This window comes from Pseudomonas sp. RW10S2 (assembly GCF_014268985.1).
Classification (GTDB): Bacteria; Pseudomonadota; Gammaproteobacteria; order Pseudomonadales; family Pseudomonadaceae; genus Aquipseudomonas; species Aquipseudomonas wayambapalatensis.
The window spans coordinates 17380-33299 of record NZ_JABWRO010000021.1 but is presented as its reverse complement, the minus strand read 5'-3'; the positions used below and the strand labels follow the sequence as shown (position 1 = coordinate 33299).

The window sequence follows — 15920 nt, the reverse complement described above, 5'->3', positions numbered from 1 at the left end:
GCCCCGCAAGGGGCAGCGATGTCACGGGTAATGGGTAGGGCCGACGCTCAGAAGAAGGCGTCGACGCGGAAATAGATCGGGTGCTCGCGGCGGGTCACCGCATCGGGCCGCTCCAGCGAACGGGCAAAGGTTGCGCTGGCGGCGAAGTACTGGCCGCGGACGTTGAATTCCAGGGCATTGCCACTCAGGCGCCCATGGTCCTTGCCATTGCCATGCTGGCCTTTGATCACACCGGCGTCGTAGGCGAACGCCATGCCGTATTCGCGCAACCAGGGCTGCAGGGCTGCCCAGGTGACCGGCCGACGCCAGCGCAAATGGTTGCGCCAGTAGCCGCCGCTGTCGCCGGTGAGAGTCTGATCCTTGAAGCCACGCACCGAGGTCAGCCCGCCGACACTGATGCGCTGCGCACTGTAGAGCGCGTCCTCGCTGCGCTGGCCGGTGGCCAGGCTGTCGAAGCTGAACTGTTCGCCCCACAGCTGGAACGGCTGCAGGTAGCTCAGGGTCAGGGTGTACTTGTTGTAGCGCGACACCGGTTCGTTGCCGTGGGGGTCGCCTGCGCCCTGGGCGTCGAGCGCGCCGATGCCCTGCTGCCAGCCGGCATCGAGGTTGACGAAGGCGTTGCCGATGCGTCGGCCGTGGTTGACGCCAAGCTGACGCTCGGTGATGCGGGTGCTGGAGACATCGATCAGGGTGTCGTCAAGGTAGTTGCGCGCGCGCAGGTGGCTCACGCCGATGTTCACCGCCGTCTTGCTCAGGCTGTCGCGGTGGATCACCCGTTCGGCCTGGAACTGGTGCACGCTGTTGTCGCCGTCGAGCTTGAAGGGAAAGCCGCTGGAGGTGTCGCGGGTGCGGTAGTAGTTGTGGTTGTAGCTGTAGTTGAAGGTCCACCAGCCCCACGGCAGGCTGTAGTTCAGGCCATGGCTGTCGGAATGGCGCCAGTGGTCGCTGACCACATCACGCCCGCCCCTGAGGCTCAGCTGATCGGCCAGGCCCAACGGGCTGTCCCACTCCAGGCCCAGGTTCATCTGTTGCTCGCCGCTGCTGGCATCACCATTGTTGTGGCGGCTGGCCGAGACCCGCCAGGGCTTGTCACGCTGGCCCTTGAGCTGCACGCGGCTACCGCCGACTTCCTGGCCTGGCACCAGCTCGACTTCGACCTGACGCGACGGCAAGCGACCAAGCTGGTCGACCATCTGCTCCATGTCGCGCAGGTTGAGTACTTCGGAGACCTGGCCGGGGAAGGTCATGGCCATTTCCCGTGGGCTGGCGAGCGCCGAGCTGTCCAGGCCTTCCAGGCGCCCTTCGACGATGATGATCTGCAGGATGCCCGAACCCAGGTCCTGCTGCGGCAGGTAGGCACGGGTGGTCAGGTAGCCGCGGTCGATGTAGTGGTCGGTGATGCGCTTGAGCAGGCCGTTGAGCTCGCCGACCTGCAGGCACTTGCCTTCATAGCCCTCCACCAGTGCCTGGCGCTGCCGCTCGCTGAGCAGGGTCGCACCTTGCAGCTCGACGCTGCGGATCTGGAAGCAGCGCCCTTGCTCCGAGGGCGCCACAGGAGCCTGAGGGGCCTGCTTGCCGGGCAATTGCTGCAGTTCCTCAAGGCGCTTGCGCTGCTCTTGCAGAAGGTTTTCCTGACGGTCACGAATCAGGTCGCGGTCGCCGGGAGACTGGAAGGGGGCGGCACTGGCAAGCAGCGGCAGGAGCGCAAAGCCGGTTGCCAGCGCACGGAGGAAGAGGGACATGCAAGTAATCCGTCACTTGAGAACTGATCGCATCACTGCGAAAGGGTGCGCAGGATACAAGAGCAGAACCACGCCATCAATGCGCCACTCAGTGCTTTGCGACGAACGCTGATACGTTTTCGTGCCTGGAATAGCGAAGGGATGCGGGACTGGGGGATCGGGCGGGGTTTCGGACAATTGCTACAGAATGAAAAAAGCCCGCCAGTGTGATAGCGGGCAAGGACCTACGAAGATTCTTCTAGCGACCAACTAGCTCCCGCGATAGGTCGAATAACTGTACGGCGAGATCAGCAGCGGCACGTGGTAGTGCTCCTGCCCTTCATCGATGCCGAAGCGCAGCACCACGACATCGAGAAACGCCTGGTCAGGCAGTGCAACACCCTTGGCCCGGTAGTAGTCCCCGGCACCGAACTGCAACTGGTAGACACCGGTACGGTAGTCATCGCCCTGCAACAAAGGCGCATCGACGCGGCCATCGCTGTTGGTCAGTGCACTGTTCACCAGCTCCAGTTGCTGGCCTTCGACACGGTACAGCTCGACCTTGATCGAGCTGCCCGGGCAGCCGTGAGCGGCATCCAGTACGTGTGTGGTCAAACGTCCCATTTGCTTGTCGCCTCTTGTCGTTTGCATGGGCAGAAAATACACGGCATGCACCAACACGAGGCTGACGAAATGCCGGAATGGGCTCATTAAGACACTTTCGATTCAGATTGTACACAATTTTTTGAACTTCCCTGCGCACCGCTTATGGCAGGCCTTCCGAGCATGGACATCAGTCGCAAATACAGGGCCTGTGCAGCAGGCCGAGATATTATCTGACCGATCAGGCAGGTTTCTTGCAGTGCTTTTCCAGCCTGGGTTTGAGGCGACAAGTGGGAAGAAATGCGGAAAAACGGGCTTACAAATGGACAAATAAGTTGTATACAATCACCTCATCCGGTGCGTGCGACAACCCGCCGCGGTCCGCCCACCACCCGCACCTACGAACATAAGGAAGACTGCAGTGAGCGCTGACTACCCTCGCGACCTGATCGGTTACGGCAACAACCCACCTCACCCGCAATGGCCGGGCAACGCCCGCATTGCCCTGTCTTTCGTGCTCAACTACGAAGAAGGTGGCGAGCGCAACATCCTGCACGGTGACAAGGAGTCCGAAGCCTTCCTCTCTGAAATGGTGGCTGCCCAGCCGCTGCAGGGCGTGCGCAACATGAGCATGGAGTCGCTCTACGAATACGGCAGCCGCGCCGGGGTGTGGCGCCTGCTCAAGCTGTTCAAGGACACTGGCGTACCGCTGACCATCTTTGCCGTGGCCATGGCCGCCCAGCGCCACCCGGACGTGATCCGCGCCATGGTCGAGGCCGGCCATGAGATCTGCAGCCACGGCTATCGCTGGATCGACTACCAGTACATGGACGAAGCGCAGGAGCGCGAGCACATGCTCGAAGCCATCCGCATCCTCACCGAGCTGACCGGCGAGCGCCCGCTGGGCTGGTACACCGGCCGCACCGGCCCGAACACCCGGCGCCTGGTGATGGAGGAAGGTGGCTTCCTCTATGACAGCGACACCTACGACGACGACCTGCCCTACTGGGAAGCAAACAACCCCACCGACAAGCCGCACCTGGTGATCCCCTACACCCTGGACACCAATGACATGCGCTTCACCCAGGTACAGGGTTTCAACTGCGGCGAGCAGTTCTTCCAGTACCTCAAGGACGCCTTCGACGTGCTCTACGAAGAAGGCGCCGAAGCGCCGAAGATGCTCTCCATCGGCCTGCACTGCCGCCTGGTCGGTCGCCCCGCGCGCCTGGCCGCGCTCAAGCGCTTCGTCGAATACGCCAAGAGCCACGAGCAGGTCTGGTTCGCCCGTCGCGTGGATATCGCCCGCCATTGGCACGCCACCCATCCGTATAAGAAAGAGAACGCCTGATGACCGCTTTCAATACCCTCAAGCCCTCGGCCCTTGACCGCGACGCCTTCGTCGCGGCCTTCGCCGACATCTACGAGCACTCGCCGTGGGTCGCCGAAAAAGCCTACGCACTGGGCAACCTGAGCGAGCTGGACGAGATCGAGGTGCTGCACCAGCGCATGAGCGACATCCTGCTCAGCGCCAGCCACGCCGAGCAACTGGCGCTGATCAACGCTCACCCGGACCTGGCCGGCAAGGCGGCGGTGCAGGGCGAACTGACCGAATCGAGCACCAACGAACAGGCCGGCGCCGGCATTCACCAGTGCACTGCCGAAGAGTTCGCACGTTTCACCGAGCTCAACGACGCCTACAAGGCAAAATTCCAGTTTCCGTTCATCATGGCGGTCAAGGGCAGCAACCGGCACCAGATCCTGGCCTCCTTCGAAAAGCGCATCCACAACGACATCGATGCCGAGTTCAAGGAAGCCCTGGCGCAGATCAACCTGATCGCCCTGTTCCGCCTGCTGCAGCTTTGAGGACCAACCCCGGGACTGGCCCGAGTGCGTGACGCGACCGCACCCAGGGCCTGCCCGAACGAGGTCCGCCCTACATACCGATAACGAATACAGAAGAGATAACCGCATGCGTACCCTGATGATCGAGCCCCTGACCAAAGAAGCCTTCGCCCCGTTCGGTGACGTGATCGAAACCGATGGCAGCGACCACTTCATGATCAACAACGGCTCGACCATGCGCTTCCACAAGCTCGCCACGGTCGAGACCGCCGAGCCGGAAGACAAGGCGATCATCAGCATCTTCCGCGCCGACGCGCTGGAGATGCCGCTGACCGTACGCATGCTGGAGCGCCATCCGCTGGGCAGCCAGGCTTTCATCCCGCTGCTCGGCAACCCCTTTCTGATCGTGGTCGCGCCAGTTGGCGATGCACCTGTATCAGGTTTGGTCCGAGCCTTCCGCAGCAACGGCAGGCAGGGCGTTAATTACCATCGCGGCGTCTGGCACCACCCGGTGCTGACGATCGAAAAGCGGGATGACTTCCTGGTGGTTGATCGCAGTGGTTCCGGCAACAACTGCGACGAGCATTACTTCACCGAGGAACAGATGTTGATCCTCAATCCCCACCAATAAGAAAAGGTCGGTCATCCCGGGTCTCGGCCCGTCGGTGATCGGCAGAGGTACATACTGTGGAAGCACACCTTCACGAATGGCTGAACCTGAGCATTCGCTGGGTTCACATGATCACCGGCGTGGCCTGGATCGGTGCATCGTTCTACTTCGTCTGGCTGGAGAACCACCTGAATCGAAGCAACCCGCGCGATGGGTTGTCAGGTGACCTCTGGGCCATCCATGGCGGTGGTATCTACCACCTGGAGAAATACAAGCTCGCACCACCGAAAATGCCCGAGAACCTGCACTGGTTCAAATGGGAAGCCTACTTCACCTGGATGTCCGGGATCGCCTTGCTGTGCGTGGTGTTCTACTGGAATCCAACCCTGTACCTGCTGGCACCGGGCAGCACCCTGAGCGGCGCAGAAGGCGTGGCCATCGGCATCGGTTCGCTGATCGTCGGCTGGTTCGTCTACGACTTCCTCTGCGACTCACCGCTGGGCAAGCGCCCTGCCCTGCTTGGCGCCGTGCTGTTCGTGCTGATCATCGCCGCGTGCTGGGGCTTCAGCCTGGTGTTCAGCGGTCGTGGCGCGTACCTGCACACCGGCGCGATCATCGGCACCATCATGGTCGGCAACGTGTTCCGCATCATCATGCCGGCCCAGCGCCAGCTGGTGGCGGCGATCGAGAACAACCAGACCCCTGATCCGGTACTGCCGGCCAAGGGCCTGCTGCGCTCGCGACACAACAACTACTTCACCCTGCCGGTGCTGTTCATCATGATCAGCAACCACTTCCCGAGCACCTACGGCAGCCAGTACAACTGGCTGATCCTGGCCGGGATCGCAGTGGCTGCGGTACTGATCCGTCACTATTTCAACACCCGCCACGACAGCAACAAGTACGCCTGGACCCTGCCCGTGGGTGCCCTGGCGATGATCTGCCTGGCCTATGTGACCGGTCCCAAGCCGCTGCCGACCTCGCCCGAGCAGGCTGCCGCGAAGATCGAGTACCAGCCGTTGCCAGCCACCGCGGTCGGCGGCAAGACCGCTGCCGAGCTGCGCGCCGAGGAAGCGGCCAAGGCTGCCCAGGCACCTGCCGAAGCTCCGGCCCAGGCCACCGCCCAGGCTGCGCCCGGCAACTTCGAGAAGATCCACAACGTCATCCAGGAACGCTGCACCGTGTGCCACTCGTCGAAACCGACCAGCCCATTGTTCAGCACCGCCCCGGGCGGCGTGATGTTCGACACCCCGCAGCAGATCCAGGCCCAGGCCGCGCGCATCCAGGCGCAGGCCGTGGCCAGCCAGATCATGCCGCTGGGCAACATCACCCAGATGACCGTCGAGGAACGCAAGCTGGTCGGCGACTGGATCGCCAAGGGTGCCCCGGTCAACTGACACCCCACTTCCTGTTTGTGGGAGCGGGCTTGCCCGCATAGAGGCCGGTGCTGCCGGCCTCGCTTCCAATGAAACACCGCAACAAGCAAGCATCGAGCGTTCGACCTCTGGCGGGAACCCCAGGCCCTTTGAACAAAGGGCCTGCCGCCCGAGGCCGCCCGCTTGGATCCGAGAATAAAAACAAAACTCGAGGTGCTGCATGTCCGAGTCACCCAAGGCGTACATCCCCGTTGCGCCGCCACGACAGCCCCTGCCCCTGTTCCAACTGATCCTGGTGGGCCTGCAACATGTCCTGCTGATGTACGGCGGCGCCATCGCCGTACCGCTGATCATCGGCCAGGCCGCCGGGCTGTCCCGTGAAGAAGTCGCTTTCCTGATCAACGCTGACCTGCTCGTGGCCGGCGTCGCCACCATCATCCAGTCGTTCGGCATCGGCCCGGTGGGCATTCGCATGCCGGTGATGATGGGCGCAAGCTTCGCCGCCGTCGGCAGCATGGTGGCCATGGCCGGCATGCCCGGCGTGGGCTTGCAGGGGATCTTCGGCGCGACCATCGCTGCCGGGTTCTTCGGCATGCTGATCGCGCCGTTCATGTCCAAGGTGGTGCGCTTCTTCCCGCCATTGGTCACAGGCACCGTGATCACCTCCATCGGTCTGTCGCTGTTCCCGGTCGCGGTCAACTGGGCTGGCGGCGGGCAGCAGGCGGAAACCTTCGGCTCGCCGATCTACCTGATGGTCGCAGGCCTGGTGCTGGCCGTGATCCTGCTGATCAATCGCTTCATGCGTGGCTTCTGGGTCAACGTGTCGGTGCTGGTGGGCATGGGCCTGGGTTATGTGCTGGCCGGTTCCATCGGCATGGTCGACCTGTCGGGCCTGAACGAAGCGCCGTGGCTGCAGGTGGTCACACCGCTGCACTTCGGCATGCCGACCTTTAGCCTCGCGCCGATCCTGTCGATGTGCCTGGTGGTGGTGATCATCTTCGTCGAGTCCACCGGCATGTTCCTGGCCCTGGGCAAGGTGACCGACCGCGAAGTGACACCCGGCATGCTGCGTCGCGGCCTGCTGTGCGATGCCGGCGCCTCGTTCGTAGCCGGTTTCTTCAATACCTTCACCCATTCCTCCTTCGCCCAGAACATCGGCCTGGTGCAGATGACCGGCGTGCGCTGCCGCTATGTCACGGTGGTTGCAGGCGCACTGTTGATCCTGCTCAGCCTGCTGCCCAAGGCGGCCTTCCTGATCGCCTCGATCCCGCCTGCGGTACTGGGCGGCGCCTCCATTGCCATGTTCGGCATGGTCACCGCCACCGGCATCAAGATCCTCCAGGAGGCCGACATCAGTGATCGGCGCAATCAGTTGCTGGTCGCGGTCAGCGTGGGCTTCGGTCTGATCCCTGTGGTGCGTCCGGAGTTCTTTGCGCAGATGCCGCAGTGGATGGAGCCCATCACCCACAGCGGCATCGCCATGGCCACGCTCAGCGCCCTGGTGCTGAACGTGCTGTTCAACATCCTCGGGGGCGCCGAACGCGCGGCCCACAACGAGGCCTGTCACCCGCACTGAGTCAGCGGGCGGCGCCCTGGTCGCCCGTCTCATCCAAGCAGTGAAACGCAGTACCGGCGGCCCACGGGAGCGGGCCGTCCGGGGCGCCTGCGCGCCGAAGACACCTCGAACAACAACAAGAGCACGGGAATTCGCACATGAAGCGCACCACCTCGTCCCTGCTGCTGGGCAGCAGCCTGCTGGCCACCCTCCCCGCCTTCGCGGGCGACTGGCTGCAATGGCACGGCGAAAGCCTGACCTACCTCTACGGCAAGGATTTCAAAGTCAACCCGGACATCCAGCAGACCATCACCTTCGAGCACGCCAACAAGTGGAAGTACGGTGACACCTTCCTGTTCATCGACAAGATCTTCTACAACGGCAAGACCGACGCCAGCAAAGGTGTGAACACCTACTACGGTGAATTCAGCCCGCGCCTGTCGTTCGGCAAGATCCTCGACCGCAAGCTGGCCTTCGGCCCGGTCAAGGACGTGCTGCTGGCCATGACCTACGAGCGTGGCGAAGGGTTGAACGCGGCCTACCTGATCGGCCCAGGGTTCGACCTGGACATCCCCGGCTTCAACTATTTCTACCTCAACATCTACCTGCGCAACACCGAGGGCAGTCGCCCCGGCGACAACGTCTGGCAGTTCACCCCCGGCTGGTCGTACACCATTCCCCTGGGCCGCTCCGACCTTCTGATCGACGGCTACATGGACTGGGTGACCGACAACGACCAGACCCGCCGCGGCACCTACCACGCCAACCTGCACTTCAACCCACAGGTCAAGTACGACCTGGGCAAGGCCCTCAACCTGGGCGCCAGGCAGTTGTATGTGGGCTTCGAGTACAGCTATTGGAAGGACAAGTACGGCATCGACAGCCGCGGCAATCTACAGAGCAACCAGAGCGTGGCCAGTGCGCTGGTCAAGGTGCATTTCTAAGAACCTGACCGAACGCCCAATTTTGTATCACCGCGCTCCAGGACGGAGCACTTGAGGACCGGCGCGCAAGCCAGTAATCTGCGCGCCCCCTCGCTCAGGGCAGGCCGGATCCTGCCCGCGTTTACTGACCGCTCAGTCAATGAATTCGGGCGGTTGGTAGATGTTTTGCCAGCCAGAAACACCCTTTTCATCCGTTCAGAACGACGTCGAGCAGGATGGTTGTGACCAACCCGGAAAGTTGGCGCAGCACTTGCCAGAGAGCTGTGGCCAACCCGAAAAAACTGACCCGAAAGACAAGAAAGGCGCCGACACGAGCGCTGACAGCAATATCCAATCAAGGGAGCGACACACGCAATGCGCATCATCAACAGCCTGATCCTCGCCGGCGGCCTGCTCGCCTGCGGCACCAGCTTCGCCGAAGACCTGCTGCAGTGGCAGACCAACAGCCTGACCTACCTCTGGGGCAAGAACTTCAAGGTCAACCCCGAGACCCAGCAGACCGTCACCTTCGAGCACGCCGATGCCTGGAAGTACGGCGATAACTTCATCTTCGTCGACAAGATCTTCTACCAGGGCAAGAAGGACGCCAACAACGGCCCGAACACCTACTACGGCGAGATCAGCCCACGCCTGTCGTTCGGCAAGATCTTCGACCAGAAGCTGGAGTTCGGCCCGGTCAAGGATGTGCTGCTGGCCATGACCTACGAGTTCGGCGAGGGTGATACCGAGGCGTACCTGATCGGCCCTGGCTTCGACCTGGCGATTCCCGGCTTCGACTATTTCCAGCTGAACTTCTACCACCGCACCACCGATGGCAGCCGTCCGGGTGATCATGTCTGGCAGATCACTCCGGTGTGGTCCTACACCATTCCCGTGGGCTCATCGGATGTGCTGATCGACGGTTTCATGGACTGGGTGGTGGACAACGACGAGAACAGCCGTGGAAGGTACCACGCCAACCTGCACTTCAACCCGCAGGTCAAATATGACCTGGGCAAGGCCTTGCACCTGGGCGAGAAGCAACTGTACGTCGGTATCGAGTATGACTACTGGAGCGACAAGTACGGGATCAAGGACAGCGATGCCTTCACCACCGACCAGAACACCATGAGCTTCCTGGTCAAGGTGCACTTCTGATCTGAGCGGTGGGTCTGCTTCGCGGGTAAAACCGCGAAGCAGACCCACCGACGATCACGCTGCTGGCCGCACCACCCGCCACAACTTGCCAACCACGCTCACCACCGCCAGCACCACTGCCCCGGCCACTACCCCCAGCACGCCATTGATCAACGCTCCGGTCAGTGCCCCGCCACGGCCGTCGGCAAAGGCCTCGATGGCGTGGTGCAACGGCGCGATGCCGTGCACGAGAATGCCGCCACCGACCAGGAACATGGCCGCAGTGCCGATCACCGACAGGCCCTTCATCATGTAGGGGGCCGCACGCAGGATGCCATTACCGACCGCTTGCGCCAGGCTCGAGCCCTTGCGAGTCAGCCACAGCCCCAGGTCATCGAGCTTGACGATTCCGGCCACCAGCCCGTACACACCCAGCGTCATGACCACGGCGATGCCTGATAGCACGATGATCTGCTGGCTCAGCGGCGCATCGGCCACTGTACCGAGGGTGATGGCGATGATTTCGGCGGAGAGGATGAAGTCAGTGCGCACCGCGCCCTTGATCTTGTCCTTCTCGAAGGCCACCAGGTCGACATTCACATCGGCCACGGCTTCCTTGCGCGCCATGTGCTGCGCCTGATCCTCCTCCTGGCTGTGCAGGAACTTGTGCGCCAGCTTCTCGAAGCCCTCGAAGCACAGGTAGGCACCCCCGAGCATCAGCAGCGGCGTGACCGCCCAGGGGATGAAAGCGCTGATGAGCAGGGCCGCCGGCACCAGGATCGCCTTGTTCAGCAGCGAACCCTTGGCCACCGCCCAGACCACCGGAATCTCCCGTTCGGCCCGTACCCCGGTGACCTGTTGGGCGTTGAGCGCCAGGTCATCGCCCAGCACACCTGCGGTCTTCTTCGCCGCGACCTTGGTCATCAGCGAAACATCGTCCAGCACCGTGGCGATGTCGTCGATCAACACCAGTAAGCTGCTTCCTGCCATGTCGTTGTGTTTCCAATGATTGCAAAGGACCGATTCTAGCCCAATGCCGTCGCCTTGAGCCGTTCTCCGGGCCGGTGCTACCATGCCCGATCGCTATTAGAGGCGGCCAGTCACAGGAAGATTCAGACACCATGAGCACGATTCGCGAGCGCAACAAGGAACTGATCCTGCGCGCGGCCAGCGAGGAATTCGCCGACAAAGGCTTCGCCGCCACCAAGACCAGCGATATCGCTGCCAAGGCCGGGCTGCCCAAGCCGAACGTCTACTACTACTTCAAGTCGAAGGAAAACCTCTACCGCGAGGTGCTCGAGAGCATCATCGCGCCGATCATGCAGGCGTCCACGCCGTTCAACGCCGACGGCGATCCCAAAGAGGTGCTCAGCGGCTACATCCGCTCGAAGATCCGCATCTCCCGCGACCTGCCACATGCCTCCAAGGTGTTCGCCAGCGAGATCATGCACGGCGCCCCGCACCTGTCGCCTGGGCAGGTCGAGCAGCTCAACGAGCAGGCACGACACAACATCGAGTGCATCCAGCGCTGGATCGAGCGCGGCCAGATCGCCCCGGTCGATCCGCATCACCTGATGTTCAGCATCTGGGCGGCCACGCAAACCTACGCCGACTTCGATTGGCAGATTGCCGTGGTGACCGGCAAGGCAAAGCTCGCCGACAGCGATTACGACGCCGCCGCCGAAACCATCATCCGCCTGGTGCTCAAGGGGTGTGAGCCCGAGGCGGCCTGACGGTCGGCGTACACCGCTCCCACCCGTGGCCGACTGGCCCTGGCGGGAGCGCAGGCCAACGCTGTATCAGACAGCCACGCCAGCATCAGCCGTAAGCCCCAGCGCCTCGATGGCAGTGATTGCGCACTGCTCGTCGATGTCCGACGTGTCCCCGCTGACCCCCACCGCACCCAGCACTTTTCCCGCCTGATCCCGGATCAGCACCCCACCTGGCGCGGGCACCACCGACCGCTCGCCCAAGCCGTTCAACGCCGCGAAAAACGCCGGTCGCTGCTGCGCATCCAGCGCCAGCAGGCGTGACCCCTTGCCCAGGGCCACAGCCCCCCAGGCCTTGCCCATGGCCACCTGCGGACGTAACAGACTGGCGCCGTCCTCGCGTTGCAAGGCCAGCAGATGGCCGCCGGCATCCAGCACCGCCACCGTCAGCGGTGCGGCGTCGATCTTGCGCCCGGCGGCAAGGGCAGCGGCGACCAAGGTGTTGGCGACGTTGAGCGTCATTGCGTTCATGGAAAGGTCCTCTTCTTGTTGTGAGAAGCCCTGAGGGGCAGTTGAAAACCGATAAGCAAATAGAACACAACAGAAAGATTTTTTGTATACAATATTTTTGAACGATCGTACTCAATCAGATAGAGCGCCTTTTCTGTGGGGTTTCCAGCGAAAGCCAATCTACCCGATGAAAATACATTGACCTGAAGCTCAGAGCGTGAATACACTTTGGAGCAAAGTAGGTTGTATACAATTACAAAATCGATGAGGCACAAATCATGAGCAAAATGAGAGCAATCGATGCAGCCGTTCTGGTCATGCGCCGTGAAGGCGTAGAGACGGCATTCGGCATTCCCGGGGCTGCCATCAACCCGCTGTACTCGGCCCTGAAGAAAGTCGGCGGCATCGATCACGTCCTCGCTCGCCACGTCGAAGGTGCCTCGCACATGGCCGAGGGCTACACCCGCGCCAACCCGGGCAACATCGGTGTGTGCATCGGCACCTCCGGGCCAGCCGGCACCGACATGGTCACCGGCCTGTACAGCGCCTCGGCCGACTCCATCCCGATCCTGTGCATCACCGGCCAGGCCCCCCGCGCCCGTCTGCACAAGGAAGACTTCCAGGCCGTCGACATCACCAGCATCGTCAAGCCGGTGACCAAGTGGGCCACCACCGTGCTGGAGCCGGGCCAGGTGCCCTATGCCTTCCAGAAAGCCTTCTACGAAATGCGCACCGGCCGCCCAGGCCCAGTACTGATCGACCTGCCGTTCGACGTACAGATGGCCGAGATCGAATTCGACATCGACGCCTACGCGCCACTGCCGGTACACAAGCCTTCGGCCACGCGCATCCAGGCCGAGAAAGCCCTGGCCCTGCTCAATGACGCCGAACGTCCGCTGCTGGTCGCAGGTGGCGGCATCATCAACGCCGACGCCAGCGACAAGCTGGTCGAGTTCGCTGAACTGACCGGCGTGCCAGTGATCCCGACCCTGATGGGCTGGGGCACCATCCCTGACGACCACGAACTGATGGTCGGCATGGTCGGCCTGCAGACTTCGCACCGCTACGGCAACGCCACGCTGCTCAAGTCCGACCTGGTGTTCGGCATCGGCAACCGCTGGGCCAACCGTCACACCGGCTCGGTCGATGTCTACACCGAAGGCCGCAAGTTCGTGCACGTCGACATCGAACCGACCCAGATCGGTCGTGTGTTCACCCCGGACCTGGGCATCGTCTCCGACGCCGGTGCCGCGCTGGACGCCTTCCTGGAAGTGGCCCGCGAATGGAAAGCCGCCGGCAAGCTCAAGTGCCGCAAGGCCTGGCTGGAAGACTGCCAGGAGCGCAAGTCGAGCCTGCAGCGCAAGACCCACTTCGACAACGTGCCGGTCAAGCCGCAGCGCGTGTACGAAGAGATGAACCAGGTGTTCGGCAAGGACACCTGCTACGTCAGCACCATCGGCCTGTCGCAGATTGCCGGCGCGCAGTTCCTGCACGTGTACAAGCCGCGCCACTGGATCAACTGTGGCCAGGCGGGCCCGCTGGGTTGGACCATCCCGGCAGCGCTGGGCGTGGTCAAGGCCGACCCGAAACGCAAGGTGGTCGCGCTGTCGGGTGACTACGACTTCCAGTTCATGATCGAGGAACTGGCGGTCGGTGCGCAGTTCAACCTGCCCTACGTCCATGTGCTGGTGAACAACGCCTACCTCGGCCTGATCCGCCAGGCCCAGCGTGGCTTCGACATGGATTACTGTGTACAACTGGCGTTCGAGAACATCAACTCCAGCGAAGCCGGCAGCTACGGCGTGGATCACGTCGCCGTGGTCGAAGGCCTGGGTTGCAAGGCGCTGCGCGTGTTCGAGCCGGGCGAGATCGCCCCTGCCCTGCTCAAGGCGCAGAAAATGGCCGAAGAGTTCCGCGTGCCAGTGGTGGTCGAGGTGATTCTCGAGCGCGTCACCAACATTTCCATGGGTACCGAGATCAACGCGGTCAACGAGTTCGAAGACCTCGCACTGGTCGGCAACGACGCGCCGACCGCCATCTCGCTGCTCGACTGATTGCCGACGCCCCCGCGCAGGCTGCCGGGGGCTTTCATCTGCAAGGAGACAACCATGCCTCGCTTCGCTGCCAACCTGTCCATGCTGTTCACCGAACAGGATTTCCTGGCCCGCTTCAAGGCCGCCGCAGACGCGGGCTTCAGCGGTGTCGAATACCTCTTCCCGTACGATTTCAGCGCCAGCGAGATCAAACAGCAGCTCGATGCCCACGGCCTCACCCAGGTGCTGTTCAATCTGCCTGCAGGCGACTGGGCCAAAGGTGAACGCGGCATCACCTGCCACCCCGACCGCGTCGAAGAGTTCCGCGCCGGCGTCGACAAGGCCATCGAATACGCCAAGGTGCTGGGCAACAAACAGGTCAATGCCCTGGCCGGTATCCGTCCGCAAGGCCTGCAGTGCGCCGATGTGCGCAAGACCTTCGTCGACAATCTCAAGTACGCCGCCGACAAGCTCGAAGCCGCCGGGATCCGCCTGGTCATGGAAATGATCAACACTCGCGACATCCCCGGTTTCTACCTGAACACCACCGCCCAGGCCCTGGAGATCCAGGCCGAGGTGGGCAGTGCCAACCTGTTCCTGCAGTACGACATCTATCACATGCAGATCATGGAAGGTGACCTGGCCCGGACCATGGAAACCCACCTCAAGCAGATCAATCACATCCAGCTCGCCGACAACCCTGGTCGTCACGAGCCAGGCACTGGCGAGATCAACTACCGCTTCCTGTTCGAGCACCTGGACCGCATCGGCTACCAGGGCTGGGTGGGCGCGGAGTACAAGCCCAAGACCACCACCGAGGCCGGGCTCGCCTGGCTGAAAACCCATAACGCGATCTAACGAACACAGTCGCTCCCTGGGGGAGTAGGGCTTGTCCCGCGATGGCGGCGGTGAGCCCACCACCGCCATCGCGGGACAAGCCCGCTCCCACAGGATCCGCGCGTCCTATAACAAGAGAGGCACATTCTCATGGCTAAAATCGGTTTCATCGGCACCGGCATCATGGGCAAGCCCATGGCCCAGAACCTGCAAAAGGCAGGTCACAGCCTGTTCGTTTCCACCCACCACGATGCCGCCCCCGCCGACCTGATCGCCGCAGGCGCCGTGGCCCTGGCCAACCCTAAAGAGGTGGCGCAGGAAGCCGAGTTCATCATCGTGATGGTGCCCGACACCCCGCAGGTCGAGAGCGTGCTGTTCGGTGAGAATGGCGTCGGTGAAGGTGTCGGCCCGAACAAGGTGGTGATCGACATGAGCTCGATCTCCCCCACCGCCACCAAGGCCTTCGCCGAGAAAATCAAGGCCACCGGCGCCGCCTACCTGGACGCCCCGGTGTCCGGCGGTGAAGTCGGCGCCAAGGCCGCAACCCTGAGCATCATGGTCGGCGGCTGCCCGAAAGCCTTCGAGCGCGCCCTGCCGCTGTTCGAAGCCATGGGCAAGAACATCACGCGCGTCGGTGGCAATGGCGATGGCCAGACCGCCAAGGTGGCCAACCAGATCATCGTCGCCCTGAACATCCAGGCCGTCAGCGAAGCGCTGCTGTTCGCCGCCAAGAACGGCGCAGACCCGGCCAAGGTGCGTGAGGCGCTGATGGGCGGTTTCGCCTCCTCGAAGATTCTCGAAGTGCACGCCGAACGCATGATCAAGGGCACCTTCGACCCGGGCTTCCGTATCAGCCTGCACCAGAAAGACCTCAACCTGGCGCTGCAGGGCGCCAAGGAGCTGGGTATCAACCTGCCCAACACCTCCAATGCGCAGCAGGTATTCAACACCTGTGCAGCACTGGGTGGCAGCAACTGGGACCACTCGGCGCTGATCAAGGGGCTGGAGCACATGGCCAACTTCTCGATTCGTGACGACCAGTAATTTGTAAGCCATACCGGCCT

The 15920-nt window shown here is 62.6% G+C and carries 15 protein-coding genes; 11 read left to right on the top strand and 4 right to left on the bottom strand.

All coding sequences use genetic code 11. The annotated features are described in order from the left end of the window. Nucleotides 1-47 precede the first annotated feature (47 nt). Together HU729_RS07190 and uraH are read right to left on the bottom strand one after the other, a co-directional pair. Nucleotides 48-1742: a ShlB/FhaC/HecB family hemolysin secretion/activation protein gene (locus HU729_RS07190; protein WP_186709335.1), complete on the bottom strand. Its 1695-nt coding sequence runs from the start codon at nt 1740-1742 to the stop codon at nt 48-50. Nucleotides 1743-1991: 249 nt separating this feature from the next. Then, nucleotides 1992-2345: a hydroxyisourate hydrolase gene (uraH, locus tag HU729_RS07185; RefSeq protein WP_186666722.1), complete on the bottom strand. Its 354-nt coding sequence runs from the start codon at nt 2343-2345 to the stop codon at nt 1992-1994. A gap of 400 nt (nt 2346-2745) precedes the next feature. On the opposite strand from uraH, the gene puuE reads away from it, so the two are divergent. From puuE to HU729_RS07150, 7 genes are all read left to right on the top strand, one after another. Beyond that, the gene (gene puuE, locus HU729_RS07180; protein ID WP_186666723.1) at nt 2746-3672 is read left to right on the top strand and encodes an allantoinase PuuE; all 927 of its coding nucleotides are present in this window, start codon (nt 2746-2748) and stop codon (nt 3670-3672) included. Next, on the top strand, nt 3672-4187 hold the full coding sequence (gene uraD / locus HU729_RS07175; RefSeq protein ID WP_186709333.1) for a 2-oxo-4-hydroxy-4-carboxy-5-ureidoimidazoline decarboxylase: 516 nt from the start codon (nt 3672-3674) through the stop codon (nt 4185-4187). The genes puuE and uraD overlap by 1 nt, the downstream gene beginning before the upstream one ends. Nucleotides 4188-4293: 106 nt before the next feature. Further along, the gene (locus tag HU729_RS07170; RefSeq protein WP_133331566.1) at nt 4294-4797 is read left to right on the top strand and encodes an ureidoglycolate lyase; all 504 of its coding nucleotides are present in this window, start codon (nt 4294-4296) and stop codon (nt 4795-4797) included. A 56-nt stretch (nt 4798-4853) separates the two neighbouring features. After that, on the top strand, nt 4854-6173 hold the full coding sequence (locus HU729_RS07165; RefSeq protein ID WP_186666725.1) for a urate hydroxylase PuuD: 1320 nt from the start codon (nt 4854-4856) through the stop codon (nt 6171-6173). Nucleotides 6174-6372: 199 nt separating this feature from the next. Further along, nucleotides 6373-7728: a nucleobase:cation symporter-2 family protein gene (locus tag HU729_RS07160; RefSeq protein WP_065861332.1), complete on the top strand. Its 1356-nt coding sequence runs from the start codon at nt 6373-6375 to the stop codon at nt 7726-7728. Nucleotides 7729-7865: 137 nt separating this feature from the next. Next, nucleotides 7866-8651 (top strand): outer membrane protein OmpK, encoded by a 786-nt coding sequence (locus tag HU729_RS07155; RefSeq protein WP_186709330.1) that lies wholly within the window; start codon nt 7866-7868, stop codon nt 8649-8651. A gap of 354 nt (nt 8652-9005) precedes the next feature. Beyond that, nucleotides 9006-9788: an outer membrane protein OmpK gene (locus tag HU729_RS07150; protein ID WP_186709328.1), complete on the top strand. Its 783-nt coding sequence runs from the start codon at nt 9006-9008 to the stop codon at nt 9786-9788. Between the two features lie 54 nt (nt 9789-9842). Here HU729_RS07150 and HU729_RS07145 read toward each other — a convergent pair whose 3' ends face one another. After that, nucleotides 9843-10757 carry a DUF808 domain-containing protein gene (locus tag HU729_RS07145; RefSeq protein ID WP_186666728.1) on the bottom strand — a complete coding sequence of 305 codons (915 nt, stop codon included), beginning with the start codon at nt 10755-10757 and terminating at the stop codon, nt 9843-9845. Between the two features lie 131 nt (nt 10758-10888). On the opposite strand from HU729_RS07145, the gene HU729_RS07140 reads away from it, so the two are divergent. Further along, nucleotides 10889-11500, top strand: coding sequence for a TetR/AcrR family transcriptional regulator (locus HU729_RS07140; RefSeq protein WP_054893651.1), 612 nt, complete (start codon nt 10889-10891; stop codon nt 11498-11500). Between the two features lie 66 nt (nt 11501-11566). Here the strand turns inward: HU729_RS07140 and HU729_RS07135 are convergent, their stop codons facing one another. Next, nucleotides 11567-12007, bottom strand: a complete 441-nt coding sequence (locus tag HU729_RS07135) for a heme-binding protein (protein ID WP_186666729.1) — start codon at nt 12005-12007, stop codon at nt 11567-11569. 257 nt (nt 12008-12264) lie between these two features. Between HU729_RS07135 and gcl the strand changes: the two genes are divergently transcribed. The 3 genes from gcl (at nt 12265) to HU729_RS07120 (ending at nt 15900) form a co-directional block, all read left to right on the top strand. Then, entirely contained in the window at nt 12265-14040 is a 1776-nt protein-coding gene (gene gcl / locus HU729_RS07130) for a glyoxylate carboligase (protein ID WP_151924134.1), read from the top strand. Nucleotides 14041-14094: 54 nt separating this feature from the next. Beyond that, nucleotides 14095-14877 (top strand): hydroxypyruvate isomerase, encoded by a 783-nt coding sequence (gene hyi / locus HU729_RS07125; protein WP_186709326.1) that lies wholly within the window; start codon nt 14095-14097, stop codon nt 14875-14877. Nucleotides 14878-15006: 129 nt separating this feature from the next. Next, on the top strand, nt 15007-15900 hold the full coding sequence (locus HU729_RS07120) for a 2-hydroxy-3-oxopropionate reductase (RefSeq protein WP_186666731.1): 894 nt from the start codon (nt 15007-15009) through the stop codon (nt 15898-15900). Nucleotides 15901-15920: the final 20 nt, after the last annotated feature.